22 protein-coding genes are annotated in these 22,133 nt (G+C 71.5%); 16 read left to right on the forward strand and 6 right to left on the reverse strand.

Annotated elements, in window-relative coordinates; genetic code table 11:
- Nucleotides 1-662: MBL fold metallo-hydrolase (locus HCN51_RS17195; RefSeq protein ID WP_346433682.1), on the reverse strand; the 662-nt coding region annotated here is incomplete at its 3' end.
- 109 nt (nucleotides 663-771) lie between these two features.
- On the opposite strand from HCN51_RS17195, the gene HCN51_RS17200 reads away from it, so the two are divergent.
- Complete coding sequence (locus tag HCN51_RS17200; protein WP_168010616.1) at nucleotides 772-1,182, forward strand: single-stranded DNA-binding protein; 411 nt, start codon at nucleotides 772-774, stop codon at nucleotides 1,180-1,182.
- Between the two features lie 855 nt (nucleotides 1,183-2,037).
- Here the strand turns inward: HCN51_RS17200 and HCN51_RS17205 are convergent.
- Nucleotides 2,038-3,933, reverse strand: coding sequence for a DUF1015 family protein (locus HCN51_RS17205; protein ID WP_346433683.1), 1,896 nt, complete (start codon nucleotides 3,931-3,933; stop codon nucleotides 2,038-2,040).
- A 93-nt stretch (nucleotides 3,934-4,026) separates the two neighbouring features.
- Here HCN51_RS17205 and HCN51_RS17215 point away from each other — a divergent pair, with 93 nt between their 5' ends.
- Complete coding sequence (locus tag HCN51_RS17215; protein ID WP_240972950.1) at nucleotides 4,027-4,467, forward strand: tetratricopeptide repeat protein; 441 nt, start codon at nucleotides 4,027-4,029, stop codon at nucleotides 4,465-4,467.
- 169 nt (nucleotides 4,468-4,636) lie between these two features.
- On the opposite strand, the gene HCN51_RS17220 is transcribed toward HCN51_RS17215, so the two are convergent.
- Nucleotides 4,637-5,077 (reverse strand): TipAS antibiotic-recognition domain-containing protein, encoded by a 441-nt coding sequence (locus HCN51_RS17220; protein WP_168010617.1) that lies wholly within the window; start codon nucleotides 5,075-5,077, stop codon nucleotides 4,637-4,639.
- A 78-nt stretch (nucleotides 5,078-5,155) separates the two neighbouring features.
- Between HCN51_RS17220 and HCN51_RS17225 the strand changes: the two genes are divergently transcribed.
- Nucleotides 5,156-6,127, forward strand: a complete 972-nt coding sequence (locus HCN51_RS17225) for an HAD-IIA family hydrolase (protein WP_168010618.1) — start codon at nucleotides 5,156-5,158, stop codon at nucleotides 6,125-6,127.
- Nucleotides 6,128-6,519: 392 nt separating this feature from the next.
- Here HCN51_RS17225 and HCN51_RS17230 read toward each other — a convergent pair whose 3' ends face one another.
- Nucleotides 6,520-6,867 (reverse strand): SCP2 sterol-binding domain-containing protein, encoded by a 348-nt coding sequence (locus HCN51_RS17230; RefSeq protein ID WP_168010619.1) that lies wholly within the window; start codon nucleotides 6,865-6,867, stop codon nucleotides 6,520-6,522.
- A 127-nt stretch (nucleotides 6,868-6,994) separates the two neighbouring features.
- Between HCN51_RS17230 and HCN51_RS17235 the strand changes: the two genes are divergently transcribed.
- The 13 genes from HCN51_RS17235 to HCN51_RS17295 all read left to right on the forward strand — a co-directional run bounded on the left by HCN51_RS17235 (nucleotide 6,995) and on the right by HCN51_RS17295 (nucleotide 20,108).
- Nucleotides 6,995-7,192: a hypothetical protein gene (locus HCN51_RS17235; RefSeq protein ID WP_168010620.1), complete on the forward strand. Its 198-nt coding sequence runs from the start codon at nucleotides 6,995-6,997 to the stop codon at nucleotides 7,190-7,192.
- A complete protein-coding gene (locus HCN51_RS17240; protein WP_168010621.1) occupies nucleotides 7,189-8,001 on the forward strand; it encodes a TlyA family rRNA (cytidine-2'-O)-methyltransferase in 813 nt (270 codons plus the stop codon). Before HCN51_RS17235 ends, HCN51_RS17240 begins: the two co-directional genes overlap by 4 nt.
- Complete coding sequence (locus HCN51_RS17245; protein ID WP_080037045.1) at nucleotides 7,998-8,897, forward strand: NAD kinase; 900 nt, start codon at nucleotides 7,998-8,000, stop codon at nucleotides 8,895-8,897. Before HCN51_RS17240 ends, HCN51_RS17245 begins: the two co-directional genes overlap by 4 nt.
- A gap of 107 nt (nucleotides 8,898-9,004) precedes the next feature.
- The gene (gene recN, locus HCN51_RS17250) at nucleotides 9,005-10,714 is read left to right on the forward strand and encodes a DNA repair protein RecN (protein WP_168010622.1); all 1,710 of its coding nucleotides are present in this window, start codon (nucleotides 9,005-9,007) and stop codon (nucleotides 10,712-10,714) included.
- A 73-nt stretch (nucleotides 10,715-10,787) separates the two neighbouring features.
- Nucleotides 10,788-11,984, forward strand: coding sequence for a putative cytokinetic ring protein SteA (steA, locus tag HCN51_RS17255; RefSeq protein WP_080037047.1), 1,197 nt, complete (start codon nucleotides 10,788-10,790; stop codon nucleotides 11,982-11,984).
- Nucleotides 11,981-12,958, forward strand: coding sequence for a copper transporter (locus HCN51_RS17260; protein ID WP_168010623.1), 978 nt, complete (start codon nucleotides 11,981-11,983; stop codon nucleotides 12,956-12,958). The genes steA and HCN51_RS17260 overlap by 4 nt, the downstream gene beginning before the upstream one ends.
- Before the next feature lies 1 nt (nucleotide 12,959).
- A complete protein-coding gene (locus tag HCN51_RS17265; protein ID WP_168010624.1) occupies nucleotides 12,960-13,823 on the forward strand; it encodes a hypothetical protein in 864 nt (287 codons plus the stop codon).
- Between the two features lie 78 nt (nucleotides 13,824-13,901).
- Complete coding sequence (gene murJ / locus HCN51_RS17270) at nucleotides 13,902-15,500, forward strand: lipid II flippase MurJ (protein ID WP_168010625.1); 1,599 nt, start codon at nucleotides 13,902-13,904, stop codon at nucleotides 15,498-15,500.
- Nucleotides 15,501-15,881: 381 nt separating this feature from the next.
- Nucleotides 15,882-17,033, forward strand: coding sequence for a glycosyltransferase (locus HCN51_RS17275; protein ID WP_168010626.1), 1,152 nt, complete (start codon nucleotides 15,882-15,884; stop codon nucleotides 17,031-17,033).
- Between the two features lie 193 nt (nucleotides 17,034-17,226).
- The gene (locus HCN51_RS17280; RefSeq protein WP_080037050.1) at nucleotides 17,227-18,210 is read left to right on the forward strand and encodes a TerC family protein; all 984 of its coding nucleotides are present in this window, start codon (nucleotides 17,227-17,229) and stop codon (nucleotides 18,208-18,210) included.
- A gap of 139 nt (nucleotides 18,211-18,349) precedes the next feature.
- Nucleotides 18,350-18,961 carry a phosphatidylserine decarboxylase gene (locus HCN51_RS17285; protein WP_080037051.1) on the forward strand — a complete coding sequence of 204 codons (612 nt, stop codon included), beginning with the start codon at nucleotides 18,350-18,352 and terminating at the stop codon, nucleotides 18,959-18,961.
- Nucleotides 18,948-19,781, forward strand: coding sequence for a CDP-diacylglycerol--serine O-phosphatidyltransferase (gene pssA / locus HCN51_RS17290; protein ID WP_080037052.1), 834 nt, complete (start codon nucleotides 18,948-18,950; stop codon nucleotides 19,779-19,781). The genes HCN51_RS17285 and pssA overlap by 14 nt, the downstream gene beginning before the upstream one ends.
- A 51-nt stretch (nucleotides 19,782-19,832) precedes the next feature.
- Entirely contained in the window at nucleotides 19,833-20,108 is a 276-nt protein-coding gene (locus HCN51_RS17295) for a hypothetical protein (RefSeq protein ID WP_168010627.1), read from the forward strand.
- A 556-nt stretch (nucleotides 20,109-20,664) separates the two neighbouring features.
- On the opposite strand, the gene HCN51_RS17300 is transcribed toward HCN51_RS17295, so the two are convergent.
- Both HCN51_RS17300 and HCN51_RS17305 read right to left on the reverse strand, forming a co-directional pair.
- Nucleotides 20,665-21,324 (reverse strand): MBL fold metallo-hydrolase, encoded by a 660-nt coding sequence (locus HCN51_RS17300; protein ID WP_168010628.1) that lies wholly within the window; start codon nucleotides 21,322-21,324, stop codon nucleotides 20,665-20,667.
- A complete protein-coding gene (locus HCN51_RS17305) occupies nucleotides 21,321-22,130 on the reverse strand; it encodes a maleylpyruvate isomerase family mycothiol-dependent enzyme (RefSeq protein WP_168010629.1) in 810 nt (269 codons plus the stop codon). The genes HCN51_RS17300 and HCN51_RS17305 overlap by 4 nt, the downstream gene beginning before the upstream one ends.
- Nucleotides 22,131-22,133 lie beyond the last annotated feature (3 nt).

Consider the following 22,133-nt stretch of genomic DNA (forward strand, 5'->3'; position numbering starts at 1 on the left):
AACAGCAACCGTTGCGGCTGAAGTGCCTCGAACAGCGCGATCGAATCGAGTGCGGTGTTCAGGTCGAAGTCCGGTGGAGGGGTGGCAGGGCGCAGGTCGCCCGTTTCGGGCAGGTAGACGCCGGCCGCGTCCCCGACGTACAGGTCGCCCGTGGCGGAGTCGACCAGCCCCACGTGGTGTTTGGCGTGGCCGGGGGAGTAGCGGCTGTTGAGCGTGCGCCCGTTGCCCAGGTCGATGGCGCCTGTGTCGCCCAGGGCGACGATGCGCTCGGCTTCAGTGGGGGACAGCTCGCCGAACAGCGTGTCGAGCCGGTCGCCCCACACCATGCGCGCGCTGGCCATGAGCCGGGACGGCTCCGCGAGGTGGCGGGCGCCCTTCTCGTGTACGACGACCTGCGCTGACGGGAAGAACTTGGCGATGTCGCCGACCCCGCCGGCATGGTCGAGGTGGATGTGGGTCACGACGACCGTGGCCAGGTCTTCGGGGCCGACACCCAGCGAGGCGAGCGCGTCGCGTACCACGGGAGCCGAGGTCGAGGTTCCCGTCTCGACCAGGCAGGGCCGGTCGCTGAGGATCAGGTAACCAGCCGTGATGCCCGCGAACCCGGCCATTCTGGTGTCGATCTCATAGACGTCGCCGCCGAGCGCGGTGATGTTGTCCACAGCCACTCCTGAGCCTCCAGCCGTTGTCCCCAGAACGGCGTTCAGCCGATCCGGCCTCCTCCTCATCGTAGAGAGTGATCTCCACCAGAGCACCGATAGGAGGACGACCGTGGACAGAAACGAAGTCTTGCTGGTGGGCAGGCTGTCAGCACCGGTGGAGGAGCACCCCATGCCCAGCGGCGACACGGTGACGAAGTGGCGCATCATCGTCCGTCGCCGCCGCGACAAACGCGGGGCGGTGCTGAGTGACAGCGTCCCGTGCGTCACGTTCAACCCGGAGACGGCCGCCGTCGTCCGCGCCCTCAAGCCCCGCGACTACCTGGAGGTGACAGGTTCGTTCCGCTGCCGCGTCTACGGCCCGACCACCGGCAAGACCTGGCGATACGAGGTGGAGGTGAGCACCGCGAAACCGTACGAGGCGGAGCCGGCCATCCCACCCACCCCGGCCGTCGACGCCGACCCCACCATGCTCGCCGCCCTGATCCCCCGCCAGGTCCCCTACCTGGCTCCCACCGGCTAATCTCCCCACCCATAGCCCGACCCCCGGCCGATCCACCGGCCGGTCTGTGGCCAATCCGCCGGTCGGCCCTCCGCCGATCCGCCGGCCGATCCACGGGCCGATCCACCGGTCGGTCTCCGGCCAGTCCATTGGCCGGGGACCGGCAGAACCCCGGCGAGACGGCGATGGTTCCGGGGGCCGGGCTGTGGGGACGGCAGCCTGGCCGGCGGAATGCGTTGCCAGGCGTTGCCAAGAGGAGGGGAGATGCGCTTGAGAGCGGCCCAGCGCGACGGGCCGTCACAGCCGCGCTGCTGCGGCGGAGTCGCCTGTGACGCCACCCTTTGCTCCACTACGCCTGCTCCGGCCCAGAGGAGTCCGGCCAGACCTTCCGAATACAGCGGGTCACCCTTCGCCGCATGGCCCTTCCTCGCCGCAGGGGTCGGCCCGCCCTCTCACATCGCCATGAACCCCAGCCCCCGTACCACCACGCCGATGCCGATCACGCCTTCACCTCGCGCTCCTTACCTTCCGAAGAGGCCAGCCCGCTGCGTCCTTGGCCGGTCGAACCCTGATCGGCTGTGCTCGCGGCTGGTCGTGCTCAGACCGGTCATGCGCGCAGTTGATCGCGCCCTTGGCCGGCTGTGCTGGGAGTCGGCCCTGCCTACCCCCGACCAGATGCGCCTCAGCCGATCGCGCCCCCGGTCGGCTGGTCCTTGGCTGGTCGCCCGCCAGCTCGCCACCACGCCCTGGCCGTGGTGCCGAGTCTTGGTCGGCCGTGGTCGCAGCCGGCTGTGCCTTCAGCCGGTTGTGCTCTCAGGCGACAGCGCCCTTAGCTGGTGGGGCCCTTAGCCGACGGCGCCCTTAGCCGGTGGGCCCTCAGTCGGTGGCGAAGGTGCGTAGGACCAGGCCGGTTCGTGGTTTCGGGCCGAAGGAGGTGGACTTGCGTGGGACGCGTTCACCGCCGGCGGCTATGGCCAGCACGTCATCGACCGCCAGTGGCTTGAGGATGACGGCCGTGCCGCCGGTTTGGATGGCGAGGCGTACGGCGGCCTCCGTGTCGTGGTGGACGATGCGTACGGTCTGGTCGTTGTCGCGCATGCCCCACACCACGGGCAGGACGAATTCGGAGAGGACGGAGGTGTTGAGGGAGTTCCAGCGGTCGGAGTGGTCCGGGGGCATGGCTCGGGCGAGCTGTACCGGGTCGGGGTCGGTGAGCAGGTGGGCGCCGTCCTCGCCGGCGAGCAAGAACGCGGGCTCTGAGGCCTGTTCCAACGCGGCCAGGCCGGTCGCCAGGTCCTTGTAGTCGTGCACCTGCCACGAGCTCTTGGCCCTGGACACCGCTTCGGCCGGCGGAAGGCCCTCGATGACGCGGTGGATGGCCTGGAGGTCGGGTGGGTACGCGCGTGAGTCGACCAGCAGGGCCAGGCCGAAGTCCCACGGGCCGAAGGCCGCTTCGCTGTACTCGGGCGCTTGGCCGAAGCCCCCTGAGCCGGAGGCCGACTCGCCGTTCCCCGGGGATGGGCTGCTCGCACCCCCATGCGCGGGCCGTTCTGAGGCTGGGCGGGAAGAGTGCCCGTGGTGTTGTGCGGCGGGACGCGAGGGGCGCTCGTGGTGTGGTGGGGCGGACTGGGCCGGGGGTTGGGGGTGTTGTGGTGTGCTGCGGTGGGCGGCTCGTTCCTGGCGTTGGAGGACGCGGTACGTCGCGTATCGGTGGTGGCCGTCGGCGATCAGGGCCTGGCGGTCGTGGAGGTCGGCGTTGATGGCGGCGATCTCCTCCGGGGCGGTGATGGCCCAGAGGCGGTGGGTGAGGCCGTCTTCGGTGTTCGCCGAGACAAGGGGGTGCCGGGTTGAGGCGACCTCGTCCACCAGGCGGGTGGCCGTACCGTTGGCGCCGTCGTACAGGAGGAAGATGGGCTCGAGGTTGGCCTGGGTGGTGCTCATGAGAGCGAGACGGTCGGCGATGGGGCCGGGGAAGACGTCCTCGTGGGGGAGGATGATGCGCTGCCCCGGGTCCACCAGGCCGACGTCGCCGATCAGGCCGCGTTGCAGGACGCCTGGGCCGCTCTGCTCGTAGACGTACAGCGCCGGCACGTCGTCCGGCACCAGCACGCCGGAGTCCAGCCATTCCCTGAGCGTGTCCCTGGCCACGGCGTAGCGGGGGTCCATCGGGGTTTCCCCGGTGGGGGAGGTCGGGTCAGGGCGGAAGTGCGGTTGTCCCGACTGCTGCGTCGGCTGCGGGCCTGGAGCGGTCGCCTCGTCCGGGGAGCGGGCCGCGGAGGGGCTTGTCGGGCCTGCCCAGGTGAGGGTCATGGGGGAAGGCGGGGCGCTCGGGTTCCGTGGGGTGGTGGAGGGTGAGCCGGTCGGGTCCTGCGGGGTGGAGAAGGGCGGCGCGGCTGGGCTGGGCGTGGTGGGGGTGGGCGGCGTGGTCGGGTTGTGAAGAGCCGGGTCCTGCTGGGTGGAGGAGGGTGACGCCGTGGGGCCGTGCGTGGCGGTGGCGGGTGGCGCGCTCCGGTCCTGTGCGGCGGGGGATTCGGGCAGGTCGTGCGTGGCGGCGGTGGGGGAGGAGTTGCTGCGGGAGGAGCAGGGAAGGATGAGGCGGACGACGTTGTTCGGGTGAGAGTCCAGGAGGACCTCTACGTCGGCGTCGGAGATGAGGTCGTACGGTGGGGAGGTCACCTTGGCGGGATCTTCGACAGCGAAACGCACGCCTCGGAAAGGCCGTAGCACCAGTCCAGTGGGTACGGGCAGTTCAGGAGTCCCCATACCGGGCATGCTTTCACAAATGCCTGCGCCCTCCAGAAGTCGCCCCACGGTTGCAGTCGTGTCCGTTCCGAGGCAGGTCGCGGGCCAGGTCACCGTACAGCGATGAAGGAGTCCTCACGCATGGGTCAGGATGGCAATGTTCATGATGAGGGTACGGGTGCTCCCCAGGGCGGTGTTTACGACTGGTATCAGCGTGGGGTGAAACTGCTGAAGGAGGGCAGTCCGGCTGCGGCTGCGGCGTTGCTCGAACGGGCCGCGGCGGCGGAGCCTGAATCGCGCAGCATTTTGGAGGCGCTGGCGCGGGCGCAGTTCAATTCGCGGCAGTACGCGGAGGCGGCGGCCAGTTTCCGGCAGATCGTCGATGCCAATCCGGCCGAGGATTATGCCTACTTCGGGCTGGGCTTGGCGTTGTGGCGGACCGGCGACGTGGAAGGGGCTCAGGAGCCGCTGGCCATCGCTGTCGCCATGCGGCCGGACGAGCGGAATTACGTGACGGCCTTGAAGAGTGTGCGGGCGACTTTGCGGGCCCGGAGGGAAATGTAAGCGCTTTTGGGCTGGGGGATGGTGGGGCGAGAGTTGGGTTTCCTCGCCCTTTCGCCCGGTTCTCTGTTTCTGTGGGTTTCGAGAGGCGTGGGTAGTGGGGAACTCCTGTTCGTGCATCCCCGAGCTGGGCGACCCCGGAGCGGGCAGGGGTCGCCGGGCTTGAAGGGAGTCAGGCGTTGTGGCGTGCGGCGTTGGCGGCGATGGCGGATTTGAGGTAGGCCGCCAGGCCCGGCACGGTCGCGTCGAAGGAGGCCGTGAAGCGGGGGTCCGTGACGTACGTCTCGCCGAGGCCGCGGTGGATCTTGTACGTGCACTCGTAGAACCAGCGGGAGATGTGCGCCCGGTGCTCCTCCGCCAGGTCCATGGCCAGGTCGCCGTCGGAGGGGGCGCCGGAGCGGAGCGCGTCCGCCAGGCGGTCGGTGATGTCGGCCGCCTCCGCCTTGAACCGCTTCCAGTCCTCCTTGGTGTAGGAGGACGTGCGGCGCTTCGCCTCGGCCCACGGGTCCGTGCCGCCCCAGCGCTGCTCCGCCTCCGCCGCGTGCGCGTCGGGGTCGAAGTCGCCGGAGGGCTCCGTGCGGGTCTCGGGGATGAGGGTGAGGTTCTCTGGCATGGTCGTCCCTTCTCTGGGTGGGTACGAGGGCGACGCTAAAGTCTCACGCAACGTGAGAGTCAAACGGGAAGAGGCGTTGTGCTGATCGACGGCTATGACACCCTGCTGCTCGACCTCGACGGCGTGGTCTACCTGGGCAGCCACGCCGTGCCAGGGGCGCTGGAGGCGCTGGAGGAGGCGCGGCGGCACGGTGTGCGGCTGGCGTACGTCACCAACAACGCCTCCCGGACGCCGGCGGCCATCGCCGCTCACCTGCGCGAGCTGGGCGCGCCCGCAACGGCCGAGGACGTGGTGACCTCGGCGCAGGCCGCCGCCCGGTTGATCGCGGAGCGGGTGCCGCCCGGCTCCAAGGTGCTCGTGGTCGGCGGGTCCGGGCTGCGGATGGCGGTACGCCGCCAGGGGCTGCGCCCGGTCTCCACGGCCGCCGAGTCGCCCGTCGCCGTGGTGCAGGGGATCGCGCCGGGGCTGTCGTACGGGCTGCTGTCGGAAGGGGCGCTGGCGGTGCGGCAGGGGGCGTTGTTCGTGGCGTCCAACGCCGACAGCACGATGCCGACCGGGCGGGGGGAGCTGCCGGGGAACGGGGCCATGGTGCGGGTGATCGCGCACGCCACCGGGGTCGAGCCGATCTATGCGGGCAAGCCGGATCCGCCGTTGCACCGGGAGTCGATGATCCGTACGGGGGCTCGGCGGCCGCTGGTCGTGGGGGACCGGCTCGACACCGACATCGAGGGCGCCTCGAACGCGGGGGTGGAGAGCCTGCTGGTGCTGACCGGGGTGGCGACGGTGGCGGATGTGCTGACAGCGGAACCCCGGCACCGGCCCACGTACGTCGGGGAGGACCTTGGGGCGTTGCTCCAGCCCTATCCGGAGGTGCGCGACGGCGCCTGCGGGGGATGGCGGGCCGAGTGGCGGGACGGGGTGCTGCGGCTCGACGGTGAGGGCAGCCGGATCGACGGGTTGCGCGCCGCCTGCGCCGCCGCCTGGGCGGCGGCCGGTGAGGGACGGGTGGAGGAGGACGCGGTCAAGCCGGTGCTGGAGCGGGTGGGGTAAGTCGCGTCATATCGGGATAAGTCGGGATAAGTCGCGTGAGGGGCGAGCGGTTGGGCGTGCGGGCATCCGCCTGCTCGGGGTGGATGGCTCTGGCGTCTGCCTGAGCTGGTCAGGACGACGCGGGGGCGCGTGCCTGCACGCGTCAGGGCGATGTGGAAGTGTGCGTGCACGCGTCGGGACGCTGCGGGGGCGTGCCTGCACGCGTCGGGACGCTGCGGGGGCGTGCCTGCACGCGTCAGGGCGCTGCGGGGGCGTGCTTGTACGTGTCAGGACGCTGCGGGGACGTGCATGCGTCAAGGCGATGTGAGCGCCTGCCTGCACGCGTCAGGGCCGCGCCGGTGCGCGCGTGGAGGAGCGGCCGGCCGCCCGGTTGTCGGCGAGCGGCCGGGCGTTCAGATGAGTCTGCGCAGGCGCAGCAGGTCGCCGAAGCTCGCGTCGATCTTCACCCGCCCTCCGAGCAGTGCTCGTGCCAGGTCCAGCTCCCCGTCGACCAGCGCGACCAGGTCGTCGCTCACGATCGTGAGCTTGACGTCGGCGGCCTTGCCGTCCGCCGGCGGCTGCTCCGTGAACGGGTCCAGCCCCCCGTGGTGCAGCCGGCCGTAGAAGGTCACGTCGAGGTCGGAGACCCGGCAGCTGACCGTACGCTCGACCACGTGCTTGGCACGGTCGGCCTCGTCGATCTCGTCGAACTGCGCGACGAGCTTGGCCAGTGCCGCCCGGCACTCCTCGACGCTTGCCATGATGCGCATCCTTTCTTTCCTTTTGCGGACGGTAGCGTTCCACATCAGTAGCACCCCCGTATGAGCTTCAACGCGTGACACGCCTGCCAAGGTCCCGGGTGCTCGCGGGAGGCGTTACGGTCGAGTCATGAGTGTGGTGCCCCAGGAGACCGGTGACGAGCGGGTCGACGCCATCGTGGCCGGCCTCGCCCGGCTGGGCGAGCTGCCCGTGAGCGAGCACGTCGCGGTCTTCGACGAGACGTTCTCCGGGCTGGAGGGCGTGCTGGCCGCAGTGGAGGAGCCGGTCCGCGAGGGCGCTCCCGACGGGGCCGTGGGCCGCCGGTGAGCCGCAGGATCCGTCTCGACAGCGAGCTCGTACGCCGTGGCATGGCGCGCTCGCGCGAGCAGGCCGCGCAGCTCATCGAGGCCGGCCGGGTGAGCGTCGGCGGTCAGCGGGCGCGCAAGCCCGCCACGCAGGTCGACACCGCCTCCGCGATCGTCGTGGCCGCATCCGGAGACGGCCCCGACTACGTCTCGCGCGGCGCGCACAAGCTGCTCGGCGCGCTCGACGCGTTCGGCGGGCTGGAGGTGGCGGGCCGCCGCTGCCTCGACGCGGGCGCGTCCACGGGCGGGTTCACGGACGTGCTGCTGCGCCGCGGCGCCGGTCACGTGCTGGCCGTGGACGTCGGTTACGGCCAGCTCGCCTGGTCGTTGCGCAACGACGAGCGGGTGACCGTCATGGAGCGCGTCAACGTGCGCGACCTGACGCCCGAGATGGTCGGCGAGCCGCCCACGCTGATCGTGGGCGACCTGTCGTTCATCTCGCTGCGGCTGGTGCTGCCCGCGCTGGCGGCGGTGGCCGCGCCGCGGGCCGACTTCGTGATGCTGGTGAAGCCGCAGTTCGAGGTGGGCAAGGACCTGGTCGGCGCGGGCGGCGTCGTCCGCGATCCGGAGCTGCGCGCCCGCTCGGTGCGTGACGCCGCGGCGAAGGCGCTGGAGCTGGGGCTGAGCGTGCGCGGGGTGACCGCCAGCCCGCTGCCCGGGCCGTCGGGAAATGTGGAATATCTGCTGTGGCTGGGCAAGGGGGAGGGCGCGCCGCAGGTCGCCGACCTCGACGCCGAGATCCAGCGTGCCGTCGCGGAAGGGCCGCAATGAATCGCACCGTGCTGGTCGCCGTGCACACCGGGCGCGGCGCCGCCGTCGACAGTGCCCGGCTGGTCATCAACCGGCTGGTCGACGCCGGCATCACCGTCCGGGTGCTCGACACGGAGTGCGCCGAGATCGGCTGTGAGAAGGCCGACGCGGTGCCCGCCGACCCGAGCGCCGCCAAGGACGCCGAGGTCATGATCGTGCTCGGCGGCGACGGGTCGCTGCTGCGCGCCGCCGAGATGGCCAGGCCCGCGGGCACGCCGCTGCTGGGCGTCAACCTGGGGCACGTCGGGTTCCTGGCCGAGGCCGAGGTCGCCGACCTGGCGGCGGCGGTCGACAGCGTCGTGGCCGGCCGCTATGACGTCGAGGAGCGCATGACGGTCGATGTTCTCGCCCGGCAGAACGGCCGGGTCCTGGCCGACACCTGGGCGCTGAACGAGGCCACCGTCGAGAAGCAGGAGCGCATGCTGGAGGTGGTCGCCGAGATCGACGGCAGGCCGCTGTCCAGGTGGGGCTGCGACGGCGTGATCTGCGCCACGCCCACCGGCTCCACCGCGTACGCCTTCTCCGCCGGCGGCCCCGTCGTCTGGCCCGAGGTCGAGGCGCTGCTCATGGTGCCCATCAGCGCGCACGCGCTGTTCGCCAAGCCGCTGGTCGTCTCGCCCCGCTCCACCCTGGCCGTCGAGATCCTGCCGGACACACCCGGCGGTGTTCTGTGGTGTGATGGAAGGCGTAGATTCGAACTCCCGTCCGGAACCCGGGTGGAGGTCCGCAGGGGCGCCGAGCCCGTCCGCCTGGCGCGCCTGCACGGTGTGGAGAGCACGGGCGCGCCCTTCACCGACAGGTTGGTGGCCAAGTTCGAGCTTCCCGTCCAGGGCTGGCGCGGAAGGGCTCGACCCTGAGTGAATGGAGGGCGGAGCGCGTAGGATCACGTGGGCGACGACAGGCCGCGTGAGAGCGGCCCGTCGCAGGCAGCGGCGTCAGACACGGCAGTGAACGGGAGTGGGCAGTGCGACCAAGGGTCGAGGAGGTCCGCATCCAGGGGCTCGGCGTCATCGACGAGGCCGTCCTCGAGCTTTCGCCCGGCTTCAACGTGGTCACCGGCGAGACGGGTGCGGGCAAGACGATGGTCGTGACCGGGCTCGGGCTGCTGTTCGGCGGCCGGGCCGATCCCTCGCGCGTGCGGCCCGGGGCCGAGCGGGCGAGCGTGGAGGGCACGCTGGTCATCGAGCCGGGCGGGCGCGTGGCCCAGCAGGTGGAGGACATCGGCGGCGAGGCCGAGGACGGCGAGCTGATCATCTCCCGCACGGTCTCGGCCGAGGGCAGGTCCCGGGCGTGGCTGGGCGGGCGCACGGTGCCCGTGGGCACGCTCACCTACCTCGCCGACGACCTGGTGGCCGTCCACGGCCAGATGGACCAGCAGCGGCTGCTGCAGCCGGCCAGGCAGCGGGCCGCGCTCGACCGGTATGCCGGTAACGACCTGGTCAAACCGCTGCGGGCGTACTCGCAGGCGTACAAACGGCACAAGAAGGTGGCCGCGCAGCTCGAAGAGCTGACGACCCGGGCCAGGGAGCGGGCGCAGGAGGCCGACCTGCTGCGGTTCGGGCTGGAGGAGGTCGAGAAGGTCGACCCCAAGCCCGGCGAGGACGACGAGCTGCGCGGCGAGGAGGAGCGGCTCTCGCACGCCGACGCGCTGCGCAGCGCGGCCACGACCGCGCACACGGCGCTGCTCGGCGACCCGATGGAGGCCGCGGGCGGCCCGCACGACGTGATCTCGCTCCTGGGCGAGGCGCGGGCGGCCGTCGAGGCGGTGCGCGACTTCGACCCCCAGCTCGCACAGATGGCCGACCGGCTGGCCGAGGCCGGATACCTGATCTCCGACGTGGCCACCGACCTGGCGGCCTATGCGGAGTCCGTCGAGGCCGACCCCGCCCGGCTGGCCGCCGTGCAGGAGCGCAGGTCGGTGCTGTCCAGCCTGATCAGGAAGTACGCCGAGGACAGCGCGGGCGTGCTGTCGTGGGCGCAGCAGGCCGCCGCCCGGCTGGCCGAGCTGGAGGGCGACGACGAGCGCATCGACGAGCTGACCCGCGAGTACGACGAGCTGACCGCCCGCCTGACCGAGCTGGCCGCCGAGCTCACCAACGTTCGCCAGGCCGCCGCCGAGCGGTTCGGCCAGGCGGTGACCGAGGAGCTGACGGCGCTGGCCATGCCGCACGCCAGGGTCGTGGTCCAGCTCACCCAGACCGAGGAGTTCGGCCCCGAGGGGCGCGACGAGGTCGAGCTGCGCATGGCGGCCCACCCCGCCGCGCCGCCGCTGCCGCTCAACAAGGGCGCCTCCGGCGGCGAGCTGAGCCGCGTCATGCTCGCGATCGAGGTGGTCTTCGCCGGGGCCGATCCGGTGCCGACGTTCGTGTTCGACGAGGTCGACGCGGGGGTCGGGGGTAAGGCGGCGGTCGAGATCGGGCGCCGGCTGGCCAGGCTGGCCCGCACCGCGCAGGTGATCGTCGTCACACACCTGCCGCAGGTGGCGGCCTTCGCCGACCAGCACCTGGTGGTGGAGAAGGCGAGCGACGGCAGCGTCGTGCGCAGCGGGGTCACGGCGCTCGACCACGAGGGCCGCGTCCGCGAGCTGTCCCGGATGCTGGCCGGTCTGGAGGACTCCGAGCTGGGCCGGGCGCACGCCGAAGAACTCCTGGGGCTCGCCGCCGCCGACAGGTGATCCTGGGTGACATAGCGGACACGCCGCGCTATGCGTGGCCTCCGCGCTGTTTCGCTCTGGCAGGATGGTCTTGATGAAGGTTCCGGGAAGCAGAATGCCGGGCCTCCGCGGCAGGAAGGTCGAGGGCCTTCCCGGTGTAACGGCAGTGGCGAGGATCGACCGGCGTACCAAGAGGCTCACCAAACGCCTCCAGCCCGGAGAAATAGCGATCATCGACCACGTCGACGTCGACCGGGTCAGCGCGGAGGCGCTCGTCGCGTGCGGCGCCGCGGCCGTGGTGAACGTCGCCAGCGGCATCAGCGGCCGTTACCCCAACCTGGGGCCGCAGATCCTGCTCGACAACGGCGTGCCGTTCATCGACAACGCCAACCAGGAGCTGTTCGAACGCGTCAAGGACGGCGACGTCGTCCGCGTCTGCGACGGGGTCGTCTACCTCGACGACGACGTGGTCGGCAAGGGCGAGCCGCAGACCATGGAGACCGTCGAGGCCGCCATGGCCGAGGCGCGCGCCGGTCTGGCCGTGCAGATCGAGGCGTTCGCCGTCAACACGATGGAGTACGTTCGCGGTGAGGGCAAGCTTCTCATCGACGGAGTCGGCGTGCCTGAGATCCGCACCCCCATGGAGGGCAGACACGTCCTCATCGTGGTGCGCGGATACCACTACAAGGAAGACATCGCCACGCTGCGGCCCTACATCCGCGAATACCGTCCCGTCCTCGTCGGGGTCGACGGCGGGGCCGACGCGCTGCTGGAGGCCGGCTACCTGCCCGACGTGATCGTCGGCGACTTCGACTCCGTCTCCACCAAGGCCCTGACCTGCGGTGCCGAGCTCGTCGTGCACGCCTACCGCGACGGCAGGGCACCCGGCCTGGAGCGGGTGCACCAGCTCGGCCGCGAGGCCGTCATCTTCCCCGCCACCGGCACCAGCGAAGACATCGCGATGCTGCTGGCCGACGACAAGGGCGCCGAGCTGATCGTCGCGGTCGGCACGCACGGCACCCTGGAGGAGTTCCTCGACAAGGGCCGCTCCGGCATGGCCAGCACCTTCCTCACCCGGCTGATCATCGGCAGCAAGCTCATCGACGCCAAGGGCGTCAGCAGGCTCTACCGCAGCCGCATCACCACCTCCCAACTCCTCCTGCTCGTGATCACGGCGCTGATCACCATGGGGGTCGCGCTCGGCCTCTCGCCCCTCGGCCGCACCTGGCTGAACGGCCTGCAAGACCTCTGGAACGCATTCATCTTCTGGCTGGTCGGACTCTTCTCGTGATCGATTTTCGCTACCACCTCGTCTCCATCGTCGCGATCTTCCTGGCCCTCGCGGTGGGGATCGTGCTGGGCACCACGCTGCTGCAGGGGCCGGCGGTCAAGTCCATCGAGGAGGTGACGGCCGGGCTCACCGCGTCCAACGACGAGCTGCGCGCGCAGATCGACTCGCTGCGCGGGCGTGAGGCGGGCAACGACCAGTTCATCATCTCCGCCACCGGCGACCTGGTGGCTGGCGACCTGACCGGCCAGCGGGTGCTGCTGGTGGAGACGCCGGGCTCCAGCAACGCCGTACGCGAGGCGTCGGAGCAGGTGCTCGACCAGGCGGGCGCGGAGATCTCCGGCCGGGTCGCGCTGAGCGAGAAGTTCTTCGACCCCAAGAACAAGGGCGTGCTCGACGGCCTGGTCAACCAACTCAAACCGGTCAACATGGTCTTCCCCGCCACCGCCACGAGCTGGGACAGGGCCGCCGCGCTGCTCGCCGCCACCTTCGTCACCACCGACCAGGCCCAGGGCGGCACGCCCAACCCCGCCACCGCCGACGTCATCAGCACGTTCGAGGCGGGCGGGCTGCTGAGCACCGAGGGCGACCCGGTCAAGCGGGCCACGCTGGCGGTCGTGTTCGCGCCGGAGAAGGCGTACGAAGGGGAGAACGCCGAGACGCAGGCGGGCGCGATCGTCTCCGTCGCCGACGGGCTCGACGTCGGCAGCCAGGGCACGGTGCTGGCCGGCACCGCCGACTCCGCCGCCCCGCCCGGCGACGCGATCAGCGCCGTACGCGACGAGGGCGAGGTCTCCAAGCGCGTCTCCACGGTGGATACCGCCGACATGCCGGTGGGGCGCGTCGCGATCGTCTACTCTCTGCGGGAGCAGATGTCCGGGCGGGCCGGCCAGTACGGCATCGGCAAGGGAGCCTCGGCCCCCATTCCCGTGATGACGTCCGCGACCCCGTCACCCACCACCACGTCAGGGAGCTGACATGCCTGCCAGCCGGACCCGTGGCCTGCTCTACGCCATCGCCGGAGCCGCGATCGGCGCCGTGGCCGCCCGCGCCGCCTACACGGCGTTCACCCGCGACCGGCCCGCCGACCTGAGCGGCCGGTGGACGCGCAAGAACCACCGCGGCGAGCCCATCACCCTGCTCGAAGGCCCCGCGTTCGCGGCCGGCGCGAGCGCCGCCGCCGCGCTCACCCCCGGCCTGACCCCGCGGGTACGCGCGGCCGCGCTGCTCGCGGGCGCCGGCAGCGCCACGGTCGGCGCCTACGACGACCTCTACGGCACCACCTCCTCCAAGGGCTTCAAGGGGCACCTGAGCGCGCTGGCCCGCGGCGAGGTCACCAGCGGCGCCGTCAAGATCCTCGGCATCGGCGCGAGCGGTCTGGCCGCCGCCGCCCTCGTCTCCCAGGGCCCCCTCGACACCCTGGCCAACGGCGTCACCATCGCCGGCGCCGCGAACCTCGCCAACCTCTTCGACCTGCGCCCCGGCCGCGCCATCAAGGTCGGCCTGCTGACCGGCGGGCCGCTGCTGGCCGCCACGCTGCTGCGCGGCTCGCCCGCCACGGCCGCGCTGGCCGCCGCCCCGCTGGGCGCCGCCGCCGCGCTGCTGCCCGAAGACCTCGGCGAGCGCGCGATGCTCGGCGACGCCGGCGCCAACGCCCTGGGCGCCCTGCTCGGCCTCGCCGCCGTCACCCAGCTCGGCAGGCCCGGCCGGTACGCCCTCCTGGGCACCGTCGCGGCGCTGACGGCGGCGGCGGAGAAGGTCAGCTTCACCAAGGTCATCGCCGGCAACCGCGTGCTCAACGCCATCGACATGCTCGGCCGCCGCCCGGTCGACCCCGTGTGATCCGCGTTCCGCGATTGTCGGTCCGGCCTGCCAGGATGTCTGCGTGAGCGTGACGCGGGCCGGAGGCGGGGAGGCCGGGTGAAAGTGGTGACGGCGCGGGGCGTCGCGGGCGGCGCGATGCTCATCGGGGCGATCACCGTGCTGGCGCGCGTCATCGGCTTCGCCAAGCAGTACGCCTTCGCCGGCACCGTCGGCACCAACTGCCTGTCCACGGCCTACATGACCGCCAACCAGATCCCCAACATCATCTTCGAGGTGGTGGCCGGCGGCGCGCTGGCGGGCATGGTCGTCCCCATCCTGGCCGGCGCGGCCGACCAGGGCGCGCGCGAGCGGGCCGGGCGGATCGGCTCGGCGCTGCTCACGTGGGTGCTGGTCGTGCTCGTGCCGCTGGGCGTGCTGCTCGCGCTGTTCGCCGGGCCGATCGTCGGGCTGTTCTTCGGCGAGGCCGTCAAAGGGTGCGAGGTCGCCGACGTGAGCGCGGTCGCCACCCGCATGCTGGTCGTCTTCGCCCCCCAGATCCCCCTGTACGGCGTGGCCGTCGTGCTCTACGGCGTGCTGCAGTCGCACCAGCGCTTCACCGGGCCCGCGGTCGCGCCCCTGGTGTCCAGCATCGTGGTCATCGTCGCCTACCTGCTGTTCGTGCCGCTCAGCGCGGGCAGGACCGACCCGGGGGCGGTGCCGCGGCCCGCAGAGCTGGCACTGTCGGTGGGCACCAGCCTGGGCGTGCTGTCGCTGGTGCTGGCCGTGCTCGGGCCCGTGGCGCGGCTGGGGCTGCGGTGGCGGCCCACGTTACGCTTCCCCGACGGGGTGGCCGGGCAGGTGCGCAGGCTCGCCCTGGCGGGCATCGCGGGGCTGCTCGCCCAGCAGGCCGCCATGATCGTGGTGCTGGTGCTGTCCAACCACGCGATCGGCAACGGCGCCATCACCGTCTACAACTACGCGTGGGCGATCTATGTGGTGCCGTACGCGGTGCTCGCCGTGCCCATCGCCACCAGCGCGTTCCCCCGGCTGTCCGCCCAGGCGGGCGATCCCGAGGCGTTCGCGGCGCTGGCGGCGCGCACCACCCGGGCCGTGGTGCTGGTGTCGGGGCTGGCCGCCGGGGTGCTGGCCGCCGCGTCGGGGCCCGGCGCCGTGGTGTTCCTGGCCGGCAAGAGCGAGGTGCCGCCGGGAGAGCTGGCGGCGGCGATCGCGCTGTTCACGCCCGGGCTGGTCGGCTACGGCCTCATCGCGCACCTCAGCCGGGTGCTGTACGCGGCGGGGCGGGGCCGCGCGGCCGCCGTGGGCACCGTGACCGGATGGGGCGTCGTGATCGTCGCCCAGGTCGCCTTCGTGCTGATGCTGCCCGCCGCATGGAAGATCGGCGGGATGGCGCTCGGGATGAGCGTGGGCATGAGCGTGGGCGGCGGCATGCTGCTGTGGTCGGTGGCGCGGGCACGCGGCCGGGCGGCGGTGGCCGGGCTCGTCAAGGCCGGGGGAGCGGCGGTCGGCGGAGGGGGGCTCGGGTTTGTGGCGGGGGCCGGGGCGGTGGCGATGCTCGATGTGAGTGGGGTGTGGGGGAACGTGGGGGCCGCGGTGCTGGGCGCGGTGGTCGCGCTGCTCGTGGGCGGGGCCGTCGTGGTCCTGGTGGATCGGGGGGACGCCGAGGTGGTGACCGGGTTGTTGCGGAGAGGTGGCTGAGGTTCCTCGGGCGGGGCTGAGGTCTTCTTCGGTGGCATCAGAGAGGGGCCCAGTTGTCGGGGCGCCAGGTTGTTCAGGCGCGGGGTTGTTCAGGCGCCCGAGTGATTAGGGCGCGGGGCTGTTCAGGCGCCGAGTGGGTCAGGCGCGAGGTCGTTCGGGCGCCCGAGTGGTTCGGGGGGCGGGGTTGTTCGGGCGCCCGAGTGGTTCGGGGGCGGGGTCATTCAGGCGCCGAGTGGTTCGTGCGCAGGGGCCGAGCGGCGGGGTTGTTCGGTCGGCTGTGGCTTTAGCGGCGTCCGGGGGAATGGCGGGCGGCTCATCGGCGGGGTGCTCGCCGGTGGGTGAGGCAGGATCGTGGGTGACGGGACGAGGAGGGAGCGGGGCGTGCGGGTGGCTTTCGTGCTGGGCACGACGTCCGGCGGCACCGGGCGGCATGTGCTGATGCTCGTGGAGGGGCTCGTACGGCGGGGGCACCAGGTGCTCGTGGTCGGGCCGCGCAGCGTCGAGGAGCAGTTCTCGTTCGGCGGCGCCGGGGCCAGGTTCGCGGAGGTGGCCGTCTCCGACCGGCCGCATCCCGTGAACGACCTGCGGGCGGTGCTCGCCATCCGGCGGCTGACCCGGGGCGCCGACGTCGTGCACGCCCACGGGCTGCGGGCCGGGGCGCTGGCGGCGCTCGGGCGGCGCGGGCCGGTCGTGACCCTGCACAACGCGCTGACCGCGGGCGGGTTCGTGGGGCTCGTGTACGGCGTGCTGGAGCGCATCGTGGCGCGGCGGGCCGGGCAGGTGCTGACCGTCTCGCCGGACCTGGCCGAGCGGATGCGGCGGCTCGGGGCCCGTGACGTGCGGGCGGCCCTGGTGGCGGCGCCCGCACCCCGGCCGGCCCGTCGGACGCCCCAGGAGGTCAGGGACGAGCTGGGGGCCGGGGATCGGCCGATCTTGCTCACGGTCGCCAGGCTGGCCCAGCAGAAGGGGCTGGAGACGCTCCTCGACGTCGCGGCCGGGCCGTGGCCGATCGACGGGAACGCTTCCGCGGGAGCTCCAGGTGCGGTGGGAGCGTTCCCGGGCGGCGGACGTGAGACCTCGCGGGGCGGGGGGCGCCGGGGGCGTGAGGGGGAGCCGTTGTTCGTGGTGGCCGGTGAGGGGCCGTTGCGGGGGGAGTTGCAGCGCAGGATCGATGCCGAAGGGCTGCCGGTCGTGCTGCTGGGGAATCGGGACGACGTGCCGGACCTGCTCGGCGCGGCCGTCGCGTTGGTGATGCCGAGCCGGTGGGAGGGGCAGCCGCTCACGCTCAGGGAGGCGCTCATGACCGGCACGCCCGCCATCGCCTCCGAGGTGGGAGGGATTCCTGAGATCCTGGGGGACGCCGGGATCCTCGTGCCGTACGGGGACGTGAGAAGGTTCCGTGAGGCGGTACGGGAGGTGCTGGAGAGCCCTGGAGCTGCGGAAAAGCTGGCTGAGGCGGCCACGCGGCGCGGCCGGGAGATGCCCGGAAGTGACGAGGCCGTGACGAACGTGCTCGGGGTGTACCGAGCGTAAGGCCCCGAGGATGATTACGCGGCCTGGATGCGTTCTCATATACTGCCTGGGTTAGGGAGGGGAGTATCCCTTCGCGACAGCCTCGTCATCACGGTGCCGCCCCGCTCCATGGGGCCCCCGGGGCTGCCGGTCCGCGGAGATCCGCGGGCGGGAGAGACCTCCGGCGCTGAAGCATGCATGCCGGAGGGTCTTTGTGACTGAACCCCTGTGGGCCTGGATCGCCGTCATCGGCGGTCTCCTCGTCGTCCTCGCCGTTGACCTGTGGATCGTCGACCGCGGAGAAGCACGTGAATTCTCCATGCGGCAGGCCGGATACTGGGTGACTTTTTACGTCATCCTCGCGGTGGCGTTCGGTTTGTTGTTGTGGGGCACGTCCGGAGGCGACCGAGCCGGGGAGTTCTTCGCCGGTTACATCACCGAGTACAGCCTCAGCGTCGACAACCTGTTCATCTTCTTCATCATCATGAGCCGGTTCGCGGTGCCGAAGGCGTACCAGCACAAGGTGCTGCTCGTCGGCATCCTGCTCGCGCTCGTCATGCGCGGCCTGTTCATCGCGCTCGGCGCCGCGGCGCTCGAGCGGTTCAGCTGGCTGTTCTACGTCTTCGGCGCCTTCCTCGTCTACACGGCGATCAACATCGTCCGCCAGCACCTCAAGGGCGAGGAAGAGGAGTTCAACGAGAACATCGTGCTGCGGTGGGTGCGCCGGGCGTTCCCGACCACCGAGGGCTACGTCGGCTCCAAGGTCACCGTCAAGATCGACGGCCGGCGCATGGTGACGCCGATGCTCATCGTGATGGTCGCCATCGGCAGCACCGACCTGCTCTTCGCGCTCGACTCGATTCCGGCGATCTTCGGGCTCACCAAAGACCCCTTCATCGTCTTCACGGCCAACGCGTTCGCCCTGATGGGGCTGCGTCAGCTCTACTTCCTGCTGGGCGGTCTGCTGCAGCGGCTCGTCTACATCAGCTACGGTTTGGCGTTCATCCTGGGGTTCATCGGGGTTAAGCTCGTATTGGAGGCGTTGCACTCCAGCCATGTCTCCTGGGCGCCCGAAATTCCCATCTGGGTGTCGCTCTCGGTCATCGGCGCCACCATGGTCATCACCACAGTGGCGAGCCTGCTCAAGGCCCGCATCGACGCGCGCAAGGGCGAGGAGCCGCACCCGGAGCAGGTCTAGCGAAATGGGCTTCGAGGCGCTTTGCTTTGTGTAGTTGTGCCGTGTCATAGTTGCGGGTTCTGTAACATCACGGCAAAGCGCCCAGTCCAGTCACCACCAAAGGTTGTTCGTGTCAGACGATTCTGCTAAGCCGAGCCGCATGAGGCTCGCGCGCGGGGTCTCCCCGTGGCTCCTCCCGACGGCGGCCGCGGCGGCCGCCACCGCTCTGCTGACGCGCCGAGACCGGCGTTGGGCGTTCGCGGCGGCGCCGCTGAGCGCGCTCACCGGGGGCATGCTCTGGTTCTTCCGCGACCCCGACCGTACGCCGGGAGAGGGCCGCATCCTGTCGCCCGCCGACGGCGTGGTGCAGAGCATCGACCCGTGGCCCGACGGCCGCACCCGGGTCGCGATCTTCATGAGCCCGCTGAACGTGCACGTCAACCGTGCCCCTCTTGCGGGAAATGTCACCTCCGTGCAGCATGTGGCAGGTGGGTTCCTGCCGGCGTTCAACAAGGACAGCGACCAGAACGAGCGTGTGGTGTGGCATTTCGAGACCACGCTGGGCGACATCGAGATGGTGCAGATCGCGGGCGCGGTGGCGCGCCGGATCGTGCCGTACCTGAGCGCCGGGGCCAAGGTCGAGCAGGCCGAGCGGATCGGGCTCATCCGGTTCGGCTCGCGAGTCGACATCTACCTGCCCGAAGGGATCTCTCCCGCGGTGTCCGTGGGGCAGAAGACGGTTGCGGGGGTGACCAGAATTGACCGCGGCTGACGCCGGTAGCTGGCAGGCGGAAGAGGAAGAGCCTCGCGGCCCCGTGGGCAAGGCGTTCCGCCTGTCCGCCGCCGACTCGCTCTCCCTCGGCAACGCCGTCTGCGGCTTCCTCGCGGTGTGCGTGCTGGCCTACTCAGCCATCCAGCAGCTCCAGGTCGACGGCGGGCGGTTCACGCCGGCGCCGAGCTACTTCGCGACCGCGATCGTGCTGCTGCTCATCGGCGCGACCTGCGACCTGTTCGACGGGCTCGTCGCGCGGCGCTTCCGCGCCTCCGCGATGGGCGCCGAGCTCGACAACCTCGCCGACGTCATCAGCTTCGGGTTCGCGCCCGCGTTCATGGTCGTGATCTGGGGCGGGTTCACGCAGCAGGTGCCGTTCACGGCGGTGCTGGCCGCGGCGGCGGCGGTGCTCGTCGCCGGTGTCGTACGCCTGGCCAGGTTCGCCTGCGTCAAGACCAAGAGCGGCGACTTCATGGGCCTGCCCATCCCGATGGGCGCCATGACCGTGATCTCCATCGTGCTGCTGTTCCAGCCGAGCATCTGGTCGCTGCTGGCCGTGCTCGGCGTGGCGTGGCTGATGGTCAGCCGCATCGAGTACCCGAAGCCGAAGGGGCAGCTCGCCGCCGTCGTCCTCGGCTGGATCATGGTGAACGTGGCGTTCCTGATGTTCTGGGTGGCCTGGCCCGAAGGGGGCGACCTGCCCATCAAGATCGGGGCGACCATGCAGATCGCGCTCGTGGCGGCCATTCCGTTGCGGGTGCTGTTCTACAAGCGCGAGCAGCGCAGGGAAGCCGAGCGCATCGGGCACTACAAAGGCTAACCGATCCGTAAGTGACGGGATTTTTCGTCATACTTCGGCTTTGATGGAGCCATGTCGGCCACGCCGCGCGAGCACACGCGCACGTACCATCTGGGCAAGCTGGCCACCGAGCTTGAGCAACGCGGGCTCACCGCCTTCCTGCGGGCCCATCCGCCCGCGTTGCGCATCAGCCACCCCGACACGCACATGCTGGCCGAGACCGTCGACTGCGTGCCCCTGTCGGAGGGGTGGTTCTACCGGTGGTCATGGGGTGAGATCGTCGGCCTGACCGACGATCCCGCCCTCGCGGCCGATCGGATCGTGCGGGTGCTGGCCGCCCGCCAGTGATCGGGACCATGTCGGTACGCGACCTCGCTGGTCACGGACCTCGCCGATCAGCGGGCTCGCTGGTCAGCGGGCTCGCCGGTCAGGGCGTACGCATTCAGCGGCGTCGGCCATCGTTAAGCGGTCTGCCCGCCAAGCAGTCTGCCCGCCAAGCGGCAGGCTGGTGGCTGAGGCGAACATGCCGCTGTTCCCCGGCATCACGCCTGCCAGCAAGGTGTCCGCGGGCGGCGCGCATTGCCGAGAAGGCGTCCGTCCGTAAGGCACGCCGTCCGTAAGGCACGCCGTCCGCGAGGCGCGCTGTTCGCGGAGCGCGTCGCCTGTGAGGTGTCTCGCCTGGGAGGCGTCCTGCCGGCGAAGCTCGTTGCCATGCGAGGCGTTCCGCTGGGAAGGGCGCTCCTCGCCGAAGTGCGGCCGGGAGGCGTCTCGGCTCGCGCAGCGGGTCGGCCGCGAGGCGTTCCGTTCGCGAAGCGCACTAAGGGGGTGGTGACGTTCAACCGGAAGCCGCATCCGTGGGTGCGGCGCCTCCCACTGAGAGGTGCGCCGCACGTCAGCGGACGGGCTACCAGCCCCTGGCCTTCCATTCGGGCAGGGCGGGGCGTTCCACGCCGAGGGTGGTGTCCTTGCCGTGGCCCGGGTACACCCACGTCTCGTCCGGGAGGCGGTCGAAGATGCGTTCCACCACGTCGGTGTAGAGGCGGGTGAAGCGTTCGGGGTCCTGCTGGGTGTTGCCGACGCCGCCCGGGAAGAGGGAGTCGCCGGTGAACAGGTGGGTGCCGGCTTCCGGGCCGCCGTCGTACAGCAGGGCGACCGAGCCGGGCGTGTGGCCACGCAGGTGGATGACCTCCAGGGTGACCGCGCCGACCGTGATCGTGTCGCCGTGCTCGACCGTGCGGTCCACAGGGACGGGCAGAGCGGGGGCGTCGAGCGGGTGGGCGACCACCTGCGCGCCCGTCACCTTGGCCACCTGCTCCAGGGCCTGCCAGTGGTCGCCGTGCTGGTGGGTGGTGACGATCGTGGAGACGGGCTGGTCGCCCATGAGGGCGAGCAGCCGGTCGGCGTCGGCCGCCGCGTCGATGAGCAGGCTCTCGCCGGTCTCGGTGCAGCGCAGCAGATAGGCGTTGTTGTCGTACGGGCCGACGGCGAGCTTGCAGATCGTCAGCGCGGGCAGCTCGCGCACGTCGGCGGGGCCGCCGACCTGGACGTCACCTGTGTAGGTCATGGGTAGTCCTTCGGGGGCGTCGCGGGTAGATCAGCGGGGGCCGGCATCGACAGCCACGGTGGCGGCACTGGAAGATCGACGCCCCCGGGACCTGGCACATGCGACTGCCCCGCGGGCAACAGACTAACCCCCTGTCCCTCGGACCTGCCGGTGAGCCAGGCCAGCATGTCGCGTGGCGTGCCGGTCACGGCCGGGCCGCGGCCGAGGCCGGGCCACACCTCGGCCCGCTCGCCGCCGCCGGCGTCGCGCTCCCTGAGCACGATCTGGCCGATGGTGCCGCGCTGCGCGGGCCAGGTGCGGCGGCAGTCGGTCAGCTCCCTGCGGACGAACGAGGCGGGCCAGTCCGCGGGCCCGTATCCGGCGGCCAGGTCCACGTGGTGGAAGCCGACCTCGCGCAGGCGGCGGACGAGCACGTACCAGGCGGGGTGGGGTGGCGGGCGCATGCCCTCCACCAGGACGGACCACGCGTGGTCGGGCAGGTCGCGGACGGCGGCGGCGAAGCGGGCGGCCCCGTCCTCGACGTCGGCGAGCAGCTGGGCCGCGGAACGGCGGTGAGCGGCCTCGATCCCGGCGGTCCTGGCCTCGTACGAGGGGTACTGGGGGGTGCGGACCCTGGTTCTGGCCCAGGTCAGGAGGTTGATGTAGGAGTCGGCGTTCCTGGCGAGGTGGGCCAGGACGTGGCCCCTCGTCCAGCCGGGCAGGAGGGAGGGGGCGGTGACGTCGGCGTCGGAGAGGGACGCGGCCGTGGCCAGGAGCTGGTTGGTGGCCGCGGCGAGCTCGGCCTGCAACGCAGGGAGGACGGTCATGCC

The sequence above is a fragment of the Nonomuraea composti genome (assembly GCF_012034275.1).
Lineage (GTDB): Bacteria > Actinomycetota > Actinomycetes > Streptosporangiales > Streptosporangiaceae > Nonomuraea > Nonomuraea composti.

Bases quoted from the DNA above. Each gene is read 5' to 3' on its own strand.
- HCN51_RS17205 (WP_346433683.1), bottom strand. From the start codon at position 3,933: ATGCCCGGTATGGGGACTCCTGAACTGCCCGTACCCACTGGACTGGTG.
- HCN51_RS17215 (WP_240972950.1), top strand. From the start codon at position 4,027: ATGAAGGAGTCCTCACGCATGGGTCAGGATGGCAATGTTCATGATGAG.
- HCN51_RS17220 (WP_168010617.1), bottom strand. From the start codon at position 5,077: ATGCCAGAGAACCTCACCCTCATCCCCGAGACCCGCACGGAGCCCTCC.
- HCN51_RS17230 (WP_168010619.1), bottom strand. From the start codon at position 6,867: ATGGCAAGCGTCGAGGAGTGCCGGGCGGCACTGGCCAAGCTCGTCGCG.
- HCN51_RS17235 (WP_168010620.1), top strand. From the start codon at position 6,995: ATGAGTGTGGTGCCCCAGGAGACCGGTGACGAGCGGGTCGACGCCATC.
- HCN51_RS17245 (WP_080037045.1), top strand. From the start codon at position 7,998: ATGAATCGCACCGTGCTGGTCGCCGTGCACACCGGGCGCGGCGCCGCC.
- steA (WP_080037047.1), top strand. From the start codon at position 10,788: ATGAAGGTTCCGGGAAGCAGAATGCCGGGCCTCCGCGGCAGGAAGGTC.
- HCN51_RS17265 (WP_168010624.1), top strand. From the start codon at position 12,960: ATGCCTGCCAGCCGGACCCGTGGCCTGCTCTACGCCATCGCCGGAGCC.
- HCN51_RS17285 (WP_080037051.1), top strand. From the start codon at position 18,350: ATGAGGCTCGCGCGCGGGGTCTCCCCGTGGCTCCTCCCGACGGCGGCC.
- HCN51_RS17295 (WP_168010627.1), top strand. From the start codon at position 19,833: ATGTCGGCCACGCCGCGCGAGCACACGCGCACGTACCATCTGGGCAAG.
- HCN51_RS17300 (WP_168010628.1), bottom strand. From the start codon at position 21,324: ATGACCTACACAGGTGACGTCCAGGTCGGCGGCCCCGCCGACGTGCGC.
- HCN51_RS17305 (WP_168010629.1), bottom strand. From the start codon at position 22,130: ATGACCGTCCTCCCTGCGTTGCAGGCCGAGCTCGCCGCGGCCACCAAC.